This is a genomic window from Microvirga yunnanensis, from assembly GCF_025460875.1.
The window spans coordinates 112,257-126,823 of sequence record NZ_JAMXFI010000010.1 but is presented as its reverse complement, the minus strand read 5'-3'; the positions used below and the strand labels follow the sequence as shown (position 1 = coordinate 126,823).

The window sequence follows — 14,567 nt, the reverse complement described above, 5'->3', positions numbered from 1 at the left end:
GGGCCGCGTCAGCGACCCGAAGGGCCACGCCAGTGAAAAGTGGATCCGGTTTTCGCTGGCGCGGCCCGCTGGGTCCGTTCTGACCGATGCTCTCATTCAAGAAGAAAGCATCGGATGGATCCCAAAATTGCAAGTCCACTTTTGGGTCCGATGCTTGAGAGCATCGGATCCGATGCTCTAGTGCCGCGACCGTCCGGATCAGCCTTGGATGAAGGCCAGGACGTCGTTGTTGAACCTTTCGGCCTCGAGCTGCGCCAGACCGTGCGCACCGCCGGCATAGACCTTCAAGGTCGCATTGGACACGATCTTCGACGAGATCATCGCCGACGCGACGATCGGAACGATCTGATCGTCGTCCCCGTGGACGATGAGCGTCGGCACGTCGAACCTCTTCAGATCCTCCGTCAGATCGGTCTCCGAGAATTGCTTGATGCAGTCGTAGGCAGGCTTGATTCCGGCCAGCATGCCCTGCAGCCAGAAGTTCATGCGGATTCCCTCCGAGATCTTGGCACCCTGGCGATTGTAGCCGTAGAACGGCATGCTGAGATCGTAGAAGTACTGCGAGCGGTTCTCGTAGGTGTTCTTGCGGATGTCGTCGAAAACCTCGATCGGCAGGCCTTTCGGGTTGGCCTCCGTCTTCAGCATCAGGGGCGGGATGGCCCCGACCAGCACGATCTTGGCGACCCGCCGGGTTCCGTGCCGGCCAATATAGCGGGTGACCTCGCCGCCGCCGGTCGAATGCCCGATCAGAATGATGTCCCGCAGGTCGAGCTCTTCGATGAGGGCCGCGAGGTCGTCCGCGTAGGTGTCCATGTCGTTGCCGGTCCAGGTCTGGGCCGAGCGTCCATGACCGCGCCGGTCATGCGCGACGACACGATAGCCGCGTTCGCCGAAGAACATCATCTGCACGTCCCAGGCATCCGCATCGAGCGGCCACCCGTGCGAGAAGACGATGGGCTGTCCGGAGCCCCAGTCCTTGTAGAAGATTTCGGTGCCGTCCCTTGTCTTGATCGTGCTCATGGCTTGCTCCTGACGCCCCACTGGAATCGGGCTTCATTGTCGCGCGCACGGCGGCGTGGCCGACGGCGATGGCCCCTTCGCTTTGCAACACACCGGATGCGGGATACTGAAACCGGAACGGGAAGACGCAACCTGATCGCCGGAGGGATGGAACGTCCCCGGCGATTCTTCACACAGGTTATTCTGACAAGGCGGACCCTCTATGACAAGGAAGGGCGCCGCTCAGCTTTTAGGCAACCGGACCCGTCTGACGATTTCCGCCACCACGGCCGGATCGGCGACCGTGGAGGTATCGCCGTGGTTCTCGTAATCGCCGGCGGCAATGCGCGTGAGGATGCGGCGCAGGATCTTGCCCGAACGGTTCTTCGGCAATTGCGGCGCCCATTCGATCCTGTCCGGCGTGGCGATCGGGCCGATCCGGGTGCGCACGACCTGGACGAGCTCGCGACGAAGCTCGTCGCTCTCGGCAACCCGCTCCTTGAGGGTAACGAAGGCGAAGATGCCCTGCCCCTTGATCTCGTGCGGCATGCCCACCACGGCGGCCTCGGCGACCGACGGGTGAGACGCCAGGGCGGACTCGACCTCGACGGTGCCGAGCCGGTGGCCCGAGACGTTGATCACGTCGTCCAGGCGGCCGGTGATCCAATAGTCGCCATCCGCATCGCGCCGGGCGCCGTCGCCGGTGAAGTAATATCCCGGGAAGGTGCTGAAATAGGTTTTCAGGAAGCGCTCGCGGTCGCCCAGGATCGTGCGGGCCTGTCCAGGCCAGGAATCGGCGAAGCACAGATTGCCCGCGCCTTCGCCTTCGACGATGGTCCCGTCGCTGCCGAGCAGCACGGGCCGTACGCCGAAGAAAGGCTTCGTCGCCGACCCAGGCTTCAGGTCCGTGGCGCCCGGCAGCGGGCACAGGAGGACGGCACCGGTCTCCGTCTGCCAATAGGTGTCGATGATCGGGCAGCGCCCTCCTCCGACCACCTCGTGGTACCAGAGCCAGGCTTCCGGATTGATCGGCTCGCCCACCGAGCCCATGACCCGCAGGGACGACAGGTCATGCCTGCGCACCGGGCCTTCCCCGTCGCGCATGAGAGAGCGGATGGCGGTCGGTGCGGTGTAGAAGATGTTGACCCTGTAGGTCTCGATGATCTGCCACCAGCGAGAGGAGTCCGGCCAGGTCGGGACGCCCTCGAACAGCACGATGGTGGCGCCGTTCGCCAGCGGCCCATAGATCAGGTAGGTATGGGCCGTCACCCAGCCCACATCCGCCGTGCAGAAATGGATGTCGCCGGGGTGGTAGTCGAACATCGCCCGGAAGCTTGAGGCCGCATGGACGAGATAGCCCCCGGTGGTGTGGAGCATGCCCTTCGGCTTGCCGGTCGATCCCGAGGTATAGAGCACGAACAGCGGATCCTCGGCACCGACCTCGACCGGGGGACAATCCGCCGAGGCTTCGGCGAGAGCCTCGTCGTACCAGCGGTCACGGCCGGCTATCATGGGAACGTCGCGCCCGGTTCGGCGCACCACGAGCACATGCTCCACGAAGGCAAGGCTTGCGAGCGCCGCGTCCGCGTTCCGCTTGAGCGGGACATGCTTGCCGGCCCGCAACCCCTCGTCCGCCGTGATCAGAACCCGGGAGCGGCAATCCTCGATGCGCCCGGCCAGCGCCTCCGCCGAGAACCCGCTGAACACCACCGAGTGCACCGCGCCGATCCGGGCGCAGGCCAGCATGGCGGCGATGGCCTCCGGCACCACCGGAAGGTAGACGCTGACGAAATCGCCCTTCCTGACCCCGAGCGCCTTCAGGGCGTTGGCCAGGCGGGAGACCTCCTGCTTCAGATTGTTCCAGGTGACTGTCCGGGTGTCCCCCGGAGTGTCGCCCTCCCACAGGATGGCGGCATCGCCGCCGCGGTCGCGGGCGTGGCGGTCGAGGCAGTTGGAGGATGCATTCAGCGTTCCGTCGGCGAACCATTCGATGGTGACGTCGCCGGGCGAATAATGCGTGTTCTTCACCCTCGTGAAGGGCTTCCCCCAATCGAGGATCTGCGCCTGCTCGCGCCAGAAGCCCTCCGGGTCGTCGAGGGAGCGGCGATACAGATCCTGATAAGCCTGCGCATCCACATGGGCGCTCGATTTCAGGGCGGCGGGAACGGAGAAAACGGGTTGTGTCATCGGAGGCTTGGTCTCTGGAACTCTGGCTCGGCAAGAGCCGGGACAAGCGGAGAAGTCGCGCCGTCAGATGCTTCGAATGGTCCTTTTAGTCAATCGTTTTGTTCGTTATTCAGAACATGACTGCCATGACAAAAGAAAAGGCGGCCTGCACGGGCCGCCTTTCCAAAAGATCGGATGGGCTGGATTACTCGATCGACAGGGCGACGAAGCGCACCTCGCCCTGGGCGTTTGCCACCAGGAGCAGGGCGGACTTGCGGCCCTGGGCCTTGAGGTCGTCGATCTTCTTGGTCACGTCGGCCGGGCTCGTGACCGGCTCCTGGTTGACCTCGACGATAACCTCGCCGGCCTGGATCCGCTTGTCCGACGCATTCGAGTTCGGGTCGACCCGGGTGATGACCACGCCTTTGAGGTTGTCCTTCAGGCTGAACCGACGGCGAAGCTCGTCCGTCATGCCGGACATGTTGAGGCCGAGGGCCTGACGGGTCGCGGTCGGCGGCTCGGTCGAAGGCTGCTGCAGGCTGGCCTGCTTCTCGGTATCCTCGAGCCGGCCCAGGGTCACCTGCCTGGTCATCTCCTGGCCCTTGCGGACGATGGCCACGTCGACGGCCTTGCCGACCGGGGTCGAAGCCACGATCCGCGGCAGGTCGCGGGAATCCTTGACCTCCTTGCCGTCGAAGCGGACGATCACGTCACCGACCTCGAGGCCCGCCGGCTTGGCCGGACCCTTGTCGTCGATGCCGGCGATCAGGGCGCCGCGGGCCGTGCCGAGGTTCAACGCCTCGGCGGTTGCATCATCCACGTTCTGGATGCGCACGCCGAGCCAACCGCGGCGGGTCTCGCCGAACTGGCGCAGCTGATCGATGACCGGAACGGCCGTCGAGGCGGGCACGGCGAAGCCGATGCCGACCGAGCCGCCGGTCGGCGAGAGGATGGCCGTGTTGATGCCGATGACCTCGCCGTTCATGTTGAAGAGCGGGCCGCCGGAATTGCCCTTGTTGATGGAGGCATCGGTCTGGATATAGTTGTCGTAGGGGCCGGACTCGATGTTGCGGCCGCGGGCCGACACGATGCCGGCCGTCACCGAACCGCCGAGCCCGAAGGGATTGCCGATGGCCATCACCCAGTCGCCGGGGCGGATGGATTCCGAGTCGCCGAACTTGACGGCCTTCAGGGGCTTGTCGGACTTCACCTTCAGAACGGCGAGGTCCACCTTGGAATCCTTGCCGACGATCTCGGCCTTCAGGCGCGTGCCGTCAGGGAAGATCACGCTGATGTCGTTGGCATCGCCGATCACGTGGTTGTTCGTCACGACGATGCCAGACGGATCGATCACGAAGCCGGAGCCGAGCGAGTTCGAGCTGCGCGGCCGTGAGGGAGTGCTGTCTCCGTTGCCCCCCTGCCCACGGCGGTTGAAGAACTCCTCGAAGAGGTCCTCGAACGGGGTTCCGGGCGGCAGTTGAGGAAGGGTCCGGTTGCGGGCCTCCACGGTGGTCGAGGCCGAGATGTTGACCACGGCCGGGGTCACCTCATCGGCGAGATCGGCGAAGGATTCGGGCGTCGCGCGCGCATAGGCGGGCAGCGGCATGGCGGCCGTCGCGACAACCGTGAAGACCGCGAAGCAGGACGCGGCCAACCGGCGCAGGGGACGCTGGGGCAGCGCCGTCGTGGAAGGCGCCAGCGCATTCGTGGCTGTGTTCATCGAAAACCCTCTCTCGGAGAATAGCCATATAGATTGGTATTTGGCCCCGCCATTCAAGCGGATATTGCGGCGGAAGCTTGGCCTCAAGCCACGGATCCGACAAGGGATTCCACTTTCGGAACCGATCGGATCCTCCGTCGGGAGCGAGCCGCCCCGTTTCGCCGACCCGGGACGCCACGGCCCGGGCTCTCAGCTGAATTGCCGCACCAGCCAGATCACCCCGAGCCCGATGACGGCCGATATGATCCCGACGATCCGCATCTGATCGCTCGGGCTGTGGGCCGCCTCGTACATGGCCCGGCGCATGCCGTCAGGAAAGGCCGCAAACAAGATGCCCTCGACCGCAAGAGCGAGGCCGAGGGCTGCAATCAAGTCCATCATCAGGGATCATTGGGCTGGAGCCGGCTGGGCCGGCGCGGGGGCGGGCTGCGTGGCGCCTCCGCCGTTCCGTCGACCGGCCGGGTCGTTGAAATAGCGGAAGAAATCGGAATCCGGGCTCAACACGAGCCGGGTATCGCCCGACTTCAGACCCGCTTCATAGGCTTGCATCGAACGATAGAAGGAGAAGAACTCCGGATCCTGCCCGAAAGCCTCCGCCAGGATACGGTTGCGGTCCGCATCGCCCTGGCCGCGCAGCTCCTCGGCCCGCTGATTGGCCTCGGCCCGGATGATCGTCGCCTCGCGTTCGGCCTTGGCCCGAATGGTCTGCGCCTGCTGCTGGCCGTTGGCGCGAAGGTCGGCCGCCTCGCGCTCACGCTCGGTGCGCATGCGCTGGTAGACCGCCTGGCTGTTCGCTGCCGGCAGATCGACCCGGGTGAGGCGCACGTCGATCATCTCGATGCCGAGGCTCGCCGCCTGACGGTTCACGTCCGCCTGAATGCGGTTCATCAGATCCGCACGCTCGGTGCGAACGATGGCGTCGCGGGACGCGCTCGCCAACGTGTTACGCATGACCGAGTTGGTGAAGCTCTGCAGGCGCTGGTTGGCCAGCGCGATGTTGCCGACGGCCTGGTAGAACCGCAGCGGATCGACGATCCGGTATCGGGTGAAGGCGTCGACCTCAAGGTTCTGCCGGTCGGCCGACAGAATGGTCTGGACCGGCAGGTCGAGATCGAGCACGCGCTTCTCGAAATAGGTCACCGTGTCGACCAGCGGCAGCTTGAACTTCAGGCCAGGCTCCGAGATGGCCGACTGCACCGCGCCGAAACGCAGCACGAGCGCATACTGGGTCTGCTGCACGATGAAGGTCGCGCTGTAGAGGACGATGGCCGCGAGGACCAGGCCGATCAGGGCGACCGTGCGAAGAGTCGAAGCGTTCATCGCGTGGCTCCCTGCGGGTTGGCGGCATTGCCCTGCGGCTGCGGGCGCTGGATCTGCTGATTGAGAGGCAGGAAGGGCACGACGCCCTGGCCGTTCTGGTCGACGATGATCTTCTCGAGCCCGCCGAAGACCCGCTCCATGGTTTCGAGGAAGATGCGCTCGCGGCTGATGTCGGGAGCCTTGCGGTATTCCTCGTAGACCTGGCGGAATCGCGCCGCCTGACCGGTCGCGTCGGCCACGGACTGCTCGCGATAGGCTTCGGCCTGCTGCACCGTGCGCGACGCCTCGCCTCGGGCCTCGGGAACGACCCGGCTCGCGAAGGCTCCCGCCTCGTTCTGGACGCGCACCGCGTCCTGCTGGGCGGCGTTCACGTCGAAGAAGGCCTGTCGCACCTCGGACGGAGGCTGGACGGCCTGAAGCTGGACCACGTTGATCAGGACGCCCGCGCCATAGGCATCGAGCGCCTCCTGCATGATCTGGCGGACTTCCTGAGCGACGCTGGCCTGCTCCGTGGTCAGGATCGCCTGGATGTTCCGGCGGCCGATGACCTCGCGCATGGCGCTCTCGGCCACGGACTTGATGGTGCCGTCGGGATTCTGAAGGTTGAAGACGTAATCCTGCGGACGGGCGGGGTTGATCTGCCAGACCGCATCGAAATCGATGTCGACGATGTTCTCGTCGGCGGTCAGCATCAGGCTTTCCTCGATCACGTCGCGGGCGCGCCCCTGCCCCGTCGGCGTGGAACGGTAACCCACCTCGACCCTCTGCTGGGCGGTCACGTTGGGCTTGATCACCCGGCCGATCGGATAGGGAAAGTTGTAGCGCAGACCTTCACCGGAGGTCCGGGTGTACCTCCCGAAGATCATGTTGATGCCGACCTCGTTGGGCCGCACCGTATAGAAGCCGGTGAGCAGCCAGACGGCGATCACGCCGAGAACGAGAATGATCAGGCCCCTGCCCCCCATGGAGCCGCCGGGGATGAAGTCTTTCAGGCGATCCTGGCTGCGGCGCAGAATATCTTCCAGGTCCGGGGGCGTTCCATTGCCCTGCGGCCCGGAGCCCCAAGGGCTCTTGCCGCCTCCCGATCCGCCGCGCTGACCCCAGGGGCCGCCGCCGCCGCTTTGGTTGCTCCAAGGCATAGGACGCCTTTCCTCACTTATGATTGGCCGGCCGACACAGCCGTTGAGATCCCGAGACGGTTGTGGGTGTTGCCTCTTCCGCCTGTCAAGCCTGCGAATTGGGGATTAAAGGGAGCTTCGTCAACCTTGGACAAGGTCAGGGACGCCTTTCGAGATCAATAAAGGTAAACGGATGCTCGTCGTCGGGTGCCTTCGGGTGATCCTCCCGCCTCGTCTCGCGAAACCGTGATCGATCGAACTCGGGGAAGACGGCGTCGCCCTCCGGGGCGGCGTGAACCTTCGTCAGGAATATGCTCTGCACGTGCGGCAGGGCGAGCGCATAGATCTCAGCGCCCCCGACCACGGCGATGGCCTCGGCCTCCATCCTGGCGGCAATCTCGGCGCCTTTGGCGCCCGCCTCCTCCCAGGTGTGGACCACGTGCACGCCCGCGGCGGAAAAGCCGGCATCGCGGGTCAGCACGATCGTCTCGCGCCCCGGCAGGGGTTTGCCGATGGACTGGAAGGTCTTGCGCCCCATGATCATCGGCTTGCCCATGGTGAGCCTGCGGAAGCGCCCGAGATCGGTCTTGATGCGCCACAGGAGATGATTGTCCCGCCCGATCACGCCGTTTTCGGCGACCGCGACGACGAGGATAAGGGGAAGGGTCATGGCTCCTCCGCCAAGTGTCGCAAGGCCTCGCCCGTGACCCGCTGCACGGTCCATTCATCCATGGGAACGGCCCCGATGGAGCGATAGACCTGCAGGGCCGGCTCGTTCCAGTCGAGGACCCACCATTCGAGGCGCGCCAAGTCCTCGTCGATGCAGCGGCGGGCAAGATGCCTCAGCAGCGCCTTTCCGATTCCGCGGGACCGGAAGGCCGGCCGGACGAAGAGATCCTCCAGATAGATCCCGTGCCGGCCGCGGAAGGTCGAGAAGTTGTAGAACCAGAGGGCGAAGCCGGCCGCCTCCCCGTCCCATTCCGCGATATCCGCGAAGACCCGCGGGGCGGGGCCGAAAAGCGCCTTCGCGATGTCCGCCTGCGTCGCGTCGACCTCGTGGGCCAGCCGCTCGTATCCGGCGAGGTCGCGGATGAAGTTGAAGATCGCCGGAGCATCGCGCTCTTCGGCCTTGCGGATGACGAGACTCATGCGGCTGTTGTGTCGCAAGTGATCCTTGCTGTCGAGCTTATTCGGCTTCGTCGTCCGCCTGAACGCGGCGGGGCGAGCCCCATTCCGCCAGAACGGCGTTCATGTCGTCGAGGACGAAGAAACGGGCGCTCTCCTGGTCGTAGCCGTCGTTGAGCAGATCGTCGTAATCCGTGAGCCTGTGGCGGATATAGGACGTGAGCGACAGCCATGCGGCCGTCTCGGGCGAAGCGCCATGCAGGCCGCGGCTGCCCAGGGCATGGTCGGTGACGGCCTCGAACTCGTGCCGCGGAATGCGCGGGGCCAGGATGCGGACCGCGCCCTCGATGGCCTCGCGCCGGCTCATGCCGCGTCAGACCGCGACGGGCGCCTTGATGGCCGGATGCGGGTCGTAATCCTCGATGGCGATGTCGTCATAGGTGAAATCGAAGAGCGAGCGGACGGACGGGTTGAGGCGCAGCTTCGGCAGGTGCCTCGGCTCCCGGGAGAGCTGGAGGCGCGCCTGCTCCAGATGGTTGAGATAGAGATGCGCGTCCCCGAAGGAATGGACGAAGTCGCCGGGCTGCAGGCCCGTGGCCTGGGCCATCATGTGCGTGAGCAGGGCGTAGGATGCGATATTGAACGGAACGCCCAGGAACACGTCCGCCGAGCGCTGGTAGAGCTGGCAGGAGAGCCGCCCCTCCGCGACGTAGAACTGGAACAGGCAATGGCAGGGCGCGAGCGCCATCTTGTCCAGATCCGCCGGGTTCCAGGCGGAAACGATCAGGCGGCGGCTGTCGGGATTGCGGCGGATCTCATCGAGCACCCAGCGGATCTGGTCGACGGTGCCGCCGTCGGGCTTGGCCCACGAGCGCCACTGCTTGCCGTAGACGGGACCGAGATCCCCGTTCTCGTCGGCCCACTCGTCCCAGATCGAGACGCCGTTCTCCTTCAGGTAGCCGATGTTGGTGTCGCCCTTGAGGAACCACAGCAGCTCATGGACGATGGAGCGCAGATGGAGCTTCTTGGTGGTGACGAGCGGAAAGCCCTGGCTGAGATCGAAGCGCATCTGGTGACCGAAGACCGAGATCGTCCCGGTTCCGGTCCGGTCGTCCTTGCGGACGCCCTCGTCCATGATGCGGCGGATGAGATCGAGATAGGCTTGCATGGGGTGCTCCTCGCCTGATCATAGGGCAGCGCAGCGCCGCCGCCGAGTCGGGACTTTTCCATTCCTGTGAATCGGTTAACCCCCTGAGGGCCACAGGCGACCAGGCGGGCGCGCCGGTGTCTCTGTCACATTTTCATGGACGAGCCGGCGGTTCCCTCTCTTTCAAAATCCGATCGCGGCACCTATATTGAGGGTGTCGGTCGCGAGACCGACTATGGCGATAAACGGCTATCGGAATAAACCCATCGGACCCGGGGGCGGTACCCGGCGCCTCCACCAAAGCCCAGGCTCAGCTTGGGTTTCGGCGGGGGCGAAATAGGATCGACGAGGGCGTAAAGGGTGGACTTTCGCTCGGCATGGTTCCGCCGTTATCGGGCCGAATCTATAGTTGCCAACGACAACTATGCTCCGGTTGCAGTGGCTGCGTAAGCGGTCCCTAAAGCCGAATCAAAGCCCTTGCGGGTAGCACCGTAAGGCGGGGTCCGGAGGCACCTGGCAACAGAAGCCTCCACTTTTGTTTCTGCAAGGGCTCGCTTATGGCCGGTGGTAAAGACCTGATCCGCTACGATCTTCTGGTGCAGGACGCGTTGAAGGGCGTCGTGCGCAAGGTTCTGATCGATGCCAAGGACGGCCTGCCGGGCGAACATCATTTCTACATCTCCTTCCAGACGGATTTCCCCGGGGTTCGCCTTTCGAACCGCCTGCGCGAGAAATACCCTCAGGAGATGACCATCGTCCTCCAGCACCAGTTCTGGGACCTGAACGTCACCGAGCACACCTTCGAGGTCGGGCTGTCCTTCTCGGGCATCCCGGAGCGGCTGCTCATCCCCTTCGATGCCCTCACGGGCTTCTTCGACCCGTCCGTCCAGTTCGGCCTCAAGTTCGACAGCCAGGATGAGGACGAGGAGGACGATGCGGAGGAGGCTCCCGCCGCACCGCAGCCTATCCGAGGCAGCGCGTCCGAGCCGGTCGAGCTGAAGCAGCCCCGCAGGCCCCTGCCCGCGGCGGACACCACGCCTGCTCCCGAAGGAGCGCCCGCGGCGAAAGCCGAGACGGACGACAAGACCGAGTCGCCCGAATCCGGGGCGCCGGGCAGCGCCGAGGTCGTCAGCCTCGACGCTTTCCGCAAGAAGAACTGAGTCTCCCTCCCGTCCCCGTTGTCAGGCGGTTGCCGGCGCCTCCCGCGGAGCGCGCCGCGTAAGGCGCATCGGCAGGCCGCCCCGCGGCCTCAGGGTGATCCGCTGCACGGGCGCGACCTCGTGCCCTTCCGCCAGATCGAGCCGCACCGAGCGGGCGATGGTCGCCAGGACGATCACGGCCTCCTGCAGGGAGAAGCTCGCCCCGATGCAGACCCGCGGCCCGGCCCCGAACGGCAAATAGGCGAAGCGGTCGATCCGGCTGCGGTTCTCCGGGAGGAAGCGTTCGGGCTGGAAGGCGTCCGGCTCGTCCCAGAGCCGGCGGTGGCGATGCAGCACGTAAGGGGCGATCGCCACCATCGAGCCCGCCGGGATCTCCAGGTCTCCGATCCGATCAGCATCGATCGCCGTGCGGCTCATGTAGGGAGCCGGCGGATAGAGACGCACCGCCTCGTCGATCACGGCCCGGGTGTAGACGAGTTCGTCCAGGTGACGGGGCTCCAGGGGCCCCTCTCCCAGCACCGCGTCGACCTCCCGCTCAAGGCGGGTCCGCGCCCGCTCGTCCTGGGACAGGAGATAGAGCGACCAGGTCAGGGCGTTGGCCGTCGTCTCGTGTCCGGCGCCGATGAAGGTGACGATGTTGGTGCGCACCTCGATGTGGCTCAGCCCCTTCCCGGTCTCGGGGTCGGCCGCCTCGAGGAGCAGGGTCAGCAGGTCGCGGGGCGCCGGCTCGCCGCGGGCCAGCAGCGCCTTCCGCGCATCGATCAGCGCGTTGACCGTCTCCTCGAAGAACCGGATCGACGGCCGCGCCCGCAGGCGGCCGATCCGGGGCACCCAATCGGGGAACCCGAAGATGTCGAGCGGATCGACCCGGCCCAGGCTGTTGAAGTAACGCGTGATGGCGCGGCCGAGCGCATCGGGGTCTTTCGGCACTCCTTGCGTGAAGATCGTCCGCTCCAGAACGTCCAGGGTCACGCGGGTCATGTCGAGGGAGGCATCGACCACGCGCCCTTCCGGGCGCCGCTGCCAGCGGCGCACGAGGCGGTCGGCCGCCTCGACCATCGCGGGAAAGAAGCTGCCCACGTGGCGCGGCGTGAAGAGCGGCGCGATGGTGCGGCGCTGGAGCCGCCATTCGTCGCCCTCCGCGGTCACGAGCCCCCGGCCCAGGCCGGGCGCCAGGATCCGGATCTGCAGATCGTCCTTGCGGTAATTGGGGGCGTTGTCCAGGAGGATGTGCCGGATCACCGCGGGATCGTTCACCACGGTCATGCGGCCGAGCGCCCCCTCGCCGGTGATGATCGGCTCCTCGAAATGGGTCTCCATCCAGGTGTTCAGAGGGTTTTCGCGCACCGCCCTCAGGAAGGCCACCATGCCGAGGGGCTCGGTGCGGGGCGCCGGGTGAGGCGGGCGGAACAGGGGCGCTTCCAGGGTGTCGCTCATGCGATTTTACAAGGCCTCCATGCGCGTTCGCAGTTGCGAGCGCCATCATTTGAGATAAGAACACGCAACTCCATCGAAAGAGGTCAGGATGTCGCCCTCAACCCGCATCGAAACAGATACCTTCGGCCCCATCGACGTTCCCGCCGACAAGTTCTGGGGCGCCCAGACGCAGCGCTCGCTCCAGAATTTCCGCATCGGGACGGACCGGATGCCGCTGCCTCTGGTCCATGCGCTGGCCATCGTGAAACAGGCCGCTGCCCTCGTGAACAAGGATCTGGGCAAGCTGGAGCCGCGCCTGGCCGATGCCATCGCGGCGGCCGCGGCCGACGTGGTGCAGGGCAAGTACGACGACGAGTTCCCGCTCGTGGTCTATCAGACCGGCTCGGGCACCCAGTCCAACATGAACATGAACGAGGTGCTCTCGAACCTCGCCATCGAGCGCCTCGGCGGCGAGCGCGGCAGCAAGAAGCCGGTTCACCCGAACGACCACGTGAACATGGGCCAGTCGTCGAACGACTCGTTCCCGACCGCCATGCACATCGCGGTCGCCCGCGAGGTCCATGACCGCCTGATTCCCGCCCTCAAGCACCTGCACAAGGCCCTGAACGACAAGGCCGAGGCCTTCAAGGACATCGTCAAGATCGGCCGCACCCACCTGCAGGACGCCACCCCGGTGACGCTCGGCCAGGAATTTTCCGGCTATGCCGCGCAGGTCCAGCTCGGCATCGCGCGCATCGAGCAGACGCTTCCGGGCATCTACGCCCTCGCGCAGGGCGGCACGGCCGTCGGGACGGGTCTGAACGCCCATCCGGAATTCGCCGACCGCTTCGCCTCCAAGGTGGTGGAGCTCACCGCCCTGCCCTTCACCTCGGCGCACAACAAGTTCGAGGCGCTCGCCTCCAACGACGCCCTCGTCTACACGCACGGCGCCCTGGCGAGCCTCGCGGCCGGCCTGTTCAAGATCGCCAACGACATCCGCCTGATGGGCTCCGGTCCCCGGTCGGGCATCGGCGAGATCTCGCTGCCGGAGAACGAGCCCGGCTCGTCGATCATGCCCGGCAAGGTCAATCCGACCCAGGCCGAGGCCATGACCATGCTGTGCTGCCAGGTGGCCGGCAACCAGACCACGGTGACCTTCGCCGGCAGCCAGGGTCATTTCGAGCTCAACGTGTTCAAGCCGGTGATCGTCAATGCGGTGCTGCAATCGATCAGGCTCATTGCGGACGGCGCGGTCAGCTTCACGGACAATTGCGTGGTGGGGATCGAGCCGAACCGGGAGCGCCTCAACGAGCTCATGCAGCGCTCGCTGATGCTCGTGACGGCGCTCGCTCCGTCCATCGGCTACGACAAGGCGGCCGCCATCGCCAAGTCGGCGCACAAGAACGGCACGACCCTCAAGGAAGAGGCTCTCAAGGCCGGCGTCGCGGAGGACCATTTCCACGCCGTCGTGCGCCCCGAGACGATGCTTCAGCCGGGCGAATAGGCTACACTCGCGCCATGGCAGAGATCATCAATCTGCGCCGGGCGCGCAAGCACAAGGCGCGGGCCGAGAAGGAGGCCCGCGCCGACGAGAACCGCATCGCGTTCGGCCGCACCAAGGCCGAGAAGACCCTGACGAAGGCCGAACGGGATCTGGCGAAGAGCCGCCTCGACGCCCACAAGCGCGACGACACTGAGCAGCCGTGAATGGGCTTCCGCATCGTCAAGCGATCCGTCTCCATTGCCGGCCACCGGACCAGCATCTCCCTCGAGCAGCCCTTCTGGGAAGGCTTGAGGGAGATCGCCGAACGGGACAGAATGTCCGTCCAGTCTCTGATCGGGCTCATCGATGCCGACCGGGGCGACCAGAACCTCTCCTCGGCGATCCGAGTCTTCGTGCTGACGGACCTGCGCCGACGGCTGGGCACAGCGTCGCCGGACGCCGCTCAGCCCTAGGAGACGGCCCGAGGGGCTGTCCGTCGTCCTCGCCGATCCTGTACCGGTGATCTCCGGTGGATGAGGTCGGGTGCTTTTCAGATCGGGATGGCCGTCTCTCCCCCTCGACGTCGTCATCTGCTCACACCACCCGCCACGTCATCGCCGGGCTTGTCCCGGTGATCTCGATCCGGCGAAGCGCGGCGCCTTTCGGCTCGGGATGGCCGGCGAGAGGCGGGTGATGACTGGCCGGCCATGACGTGTGGAGGGTGTTCGCACCGCCTCACACAACCCGCCACGTCATCACCGGCCTTGTGCCGGTGATCTCGCTACGGTGAAGCGCGCGCCCTTCCGATCGGGATGGCCGGGACAAGCCCGGCCATGACGTGGGAGTTTTTCCACCCCGGCCGGGAACGACCGCGGTCTAGAGCCTCGGGGCCACAAAGGGTAACACCCGGTTG

16 protein-coding genes and 1 other RNA gene are annotated in these 14,567 nt (G+C 65.8%); 6 read left to right on the top strand and 11 right to left on the bottom strand.

The window, feature by feature from the left end; genetic code table 11:
• Nucleotides 1-181: hypothetical protein (locus tag NF876_RS07705; RefSeq protein ID WP_262268215.1), on the top strand; the 181-nt coding region annotated here is incomplete at its 5' end.
• A gap of 17 nt (nucleotides 182-198) precedes the next feature.
• Here the strand turns inward: NF876_RS07705 and NF876_RS07700 are convergent.
• The 10 genes from NF876_RS07700 to NF876_RS07655 all read right to left on the bottom strand — a co-directional run bounded on the left by NF876_RS07700 (nucleotide 199) and on the right by NF876_RS07655 (nucleotide 9,616).
• Nucleotides 199-1,020: an alpha/beta fold hydrolase gene (locus NF876_RS07700; protein WP_262268214.1), complete on the bottom strand. Its 822-nt coding sequence runs from the start codon at nucleotides 1,018-1,020 to the stop codon at nucleotides 199-201.
• Nucleotides 1,021-1,242: 222 nt separating this feature from the next.
• Entirely contained in the window at nucleotides 1,243-3,186 is a 1,944-nt protein-coding gene (acs, locus tag NF876_RS07695; RefSeq protein WP_262268213.1) for an acetate--CoA ligase, read from the bottom strand.
• Between the two features lie 184 nt (nucleotides 3,187-3,370).
• Complete coding sequence (locus NF876_RS07690; protein ID WP_262268212.1) at nucleotides 3,371-4,885, bottom strand: DegQ family serine endoprotease; 1,515 nt, start codon at nucleotides 4,883-4,885, stop codon at nucleotides 3,371-3,373.
• 189 nt (nucleotides 4,886-5,074) lie between these two features.
• A complete protein-coding gene (locus tag NF876_RS07685; protein ID WP_262268211.1) occupies nucleotides 5,075-5,266 on the bottom strand; it encodes a DUF2065 domain-containing protein in 192 nt (63 codons plus the stop codon).
• Nucleotides 5,267-5,272: 6 nt separating this feature from the next.
• Complete coding sequence (hflC, locus tag NF876_RS07680) at nucleotides 5,273-6,205, bottom strand: protease modulator HflC (RefSeq protein WP_262268210.1); 933 nt, start codon at nucleotides 6,203-6,205, stop codon at nucleotides 5,273-5,275.
• Nucleotides 6,202-7,344, bottom strand: coding sequence for an FtsH protease activity modulator HflK (gene hflK, locus NF876_RS07675; RefSeq protein WP_262268209.1), 1,143 nt, complete (start codon nucleotides 7,342-7,344; stop codon nucleotides 6,202-6,204). The genes hflC and hflK overlap by 4 nt, the downstream gene beginning before the upstream one ends.
• 136 nt (nucleotides 7,345-7,480) lie before the next feature.
• Nucleotides 7,481-7,993 carry a dihydrofolate reductase gene (locus NF876_RS07670; protein WP_262268208.1) on the bottom strand — a complete coding sequence of 171 codons (513 nt, stop codon included), beginning with the start codon at nucleotides 7,991-7,993 and terminating at the stop codon, nucleotides 7,481-7,483.
• Nucleotides 7,990-8,472: a GNAT family N-acetyltransferase gene (locus tag NF876_RS07665; RefSeq protein WP_262268207.1), complete on the bottom strand. Its 483-nt coding sequence runs from the start codon at nucleotides 8,470-8,472 to the stop codon at nucleotides 7,990-7,992. The genes NF876_RS07670 and NF876_RS07665 overlap by 4 nt, the downstream gene beginning before the upstream one ends.
• A gap of 37 nt (nucleotides 8,473-8,509) precedes the next feature.
• Nucleotides 8,510-8,815 carry a DUF2293 domain-containing protein gene (locus tag NF876_RS07660; RefSeq protein ID WP_262268206.1) on the bottom strand — a complete coding sequence of 102 codons (306 nt, stop codon included), beginning with the start codon at nucleotides 8,813-8,815 and terminating at the stop codon, nucleotides 8,510-8,512.
• A 6-nt stretch (nucleotides 8,816-8,821) separates the two neighbouring features.
• Nucleotides 8,822-9,616 carry a thymidylate synthase gene (locus NF876_RS07655; RefSeq protein ID WP_262268205.1) on the bottom strand — a complete coding sequence of 265 codons (795 nt, stop codon included), beginning with the start codon at nucleotides 9,614-9,616 and terminating at the stop codon, nucleotides 8,822-8,824.
• 156 nt (nucleotides 9,617-9,772) lie between these two features.
• Here NF876_RS07655 and ssrA point away from each other — a divergent pair.
• Together ssrA and NF876_RS07645 are read left to right on the top strand one after the other, a co-directional pair.
• Nucleotides 9,773-10,129: a transfer-messenger RNA gene (gene ssrA, locus NF876_RS07650) on the top strand.
• A gap of 23 nt (nucleotides 10,130-10,152) precedes the next feature.
• The gene (locus NF876_RS07645; RefSeq protein WP_262268204.1) at nucleotides 10,153-10,755 is read left to right on the top strand and encodes an SspB family protein; all 603 of its coding nucleotides are present in this window, start codon (nucleotides 10,153-10,155) and stop codon (nucleotides 10,753-10,755) included.
• Nucleotides 10,756-10,776: 21 nt separating this feature from the next.
• Here the strand turns inward: NF876_RS07645 and NF876_RS07640 are convergent, their stop codons facing one another.
• The gene (locus NF876_RS07640) at nucleotides 10,777-12,192 is read right to left on the bottom strand and encodes a cytochrome P450 (RefSeq protein WP_262268203.1); all 1,416 of its coding nucleotides are present in this window, start codon (nucleotides 12,190-12,192) and stop codon (nucleotides 10,777-10,779) included.
• 88 nt (nucleotides 12,193-12,280) lie between these two features.
• Between NF876_RS07640 and fumC the strand changes: the two genes are divergently transcribed.
• The 3 genes from fumC to NF876_RS07625 are packed head-to-tail and all read left to right on the top strand — an operon-like array spanning nucleotide 12,281 to nucleotide 14,127.
• Nucleotides 12,281-13,675: a class II fumarate hydratase gene (gene fumC, locus NF876_RS07635; protein ID WP_262268202.1), complete on the top strand. Its 1,395-nt coding sequence runs from the start codon at nucleotides 12,281-12,283 to the stop codon at nucleotides 13,673-13,675.
• 14 nt (nucleotides 13,676-13,689) lie between these two features.
• On the top strand, nucleotides 13,690-13,878 hold the full coding sequence (locus tag NF876_RS07630; protein ID WP_262268201.1) for a DUF4169 family protein: 189 nt from the start codon (nucleotides 13,690-13,692) through the stop codon (nucleotides 13,876-13,878).
• Nucleotides 13,879-14,127, top strand: coding sequence for a ribbon-helix-helix domain-containing protein (locus tag NF876_RS07625; protein ID WP_262268200.1), 249 nt, complete (start codon nucleotides 13,879-13,881; stop codon nucleotides 14,125-14,127).
• The last annotated feature ends 440 nt before the right edge of the window (nucleotides 14,128-14,567 follow it).

Bases quoted from the DNA above. Each gene is read 5' to 3' on its own strand.
- NF876_RS07700 (WP_262268214.1), bottom strand. From the start codon at position 1,020: ATGAGCACGATCAAGACAAGGGACGGCACCGAAATCTTCTACAAGGAC.
- acs (WP_262268213.1), bottom strand. From the start codon at position 3,186: ATGACACAACCCGTTTTCTCCGTTCCCGCCGCCCTGAAATCGAGCGCC.
- NF876_RS07690 (WP_262268212.1), bottom strand. From the start codon at position 4,885: ATGAACACAGCCACGAATGCGCTGGCGCCTTCCACGACGGCGCTGCCC.
- NF876_RS07685 (WP_262268211.1), bottom strand. From the start codon at position 5,266: ATGATGGACTTGATTGCAGCCCTCGGCCTCGCTCTTGCGGTCGAGGGC.
- hflC (WP_262268210.1), bottom strand. From the start codon at position 6,205: ATGAACGCTTCGACTCTTCGCACGGTCGCCCTGATCGGCCTGGTCCTC.
- hflK (WP_262268209.1), bottom strand. From the start codon at position 7,344: ATGCCTTGGAGCAACCAAAGCGGCGGCGGCGGCCCCTGGGGTCAGCGC.
- NF876_RS07670 (WP_262268208.1), bottom strand. From the start codon at position 7,993: ATGACCCTTCCCCTTATCCTCGTCGTCGCGGTCGCCGAAAACGGCGTG.
- NF876_RS07665 (WP_262268207.1), bottom strand. From the start codon at position 8,472: ATGAGTCTCGTCATCCGCAAGGCCGAAGAGCGCGATGCTCCGGCGATC.
- NF876_RS07660 (WP_262268206.1), bottom strand. From the start codon at position 8,815: ATGAGCCGGCGCGAGGCCATCGAGGGCGCGGTCCGCATCCTGGCCCCG.
- NF876_RS07655 (WP_262268205.1), bottom strand. From the start codon at position 9,616: ATGCAAGCCTATCTCGATCTCATCCGCCGCATCATGGACGAGGGCGTC.
- NF876_RS07645 (WP_262268204.1), top strand. From the start codon at position 10,153: ATGGCCGGTGGTAAAGACCTGATCCGCTACGATCTTCTGGTGCAGGAC.
- NF876_RS07640 (WP_262268203.1), bottom strand. From the start codon at position 12,192: ATGAGCGACACCCTGGAAGCGCCCCTGTTCCGCCCGCCTCACCCGGCG.
- fumC (WP_262268202.1), top strand. From the start codon at position 12,281: ATGTCGCCCTCAACCCGCATCGAAACAGATACCTTCGGCCCCATCGAC.
- NF876_RS07630 (WP_262268201.1), top strand. From the start codon at position 13,690: ATGGCAGAGATCATCAATCTGCGCCGGGCGCGCAAGCACAAGGCGCGG.
- NF876_RS07625 (WP_262268200.1), top strand. From the start codon at position 13,879: ATGGGCTTCCGCATCGTCAAGCGATCCGTCTCCATTGCCGGCCACCGG.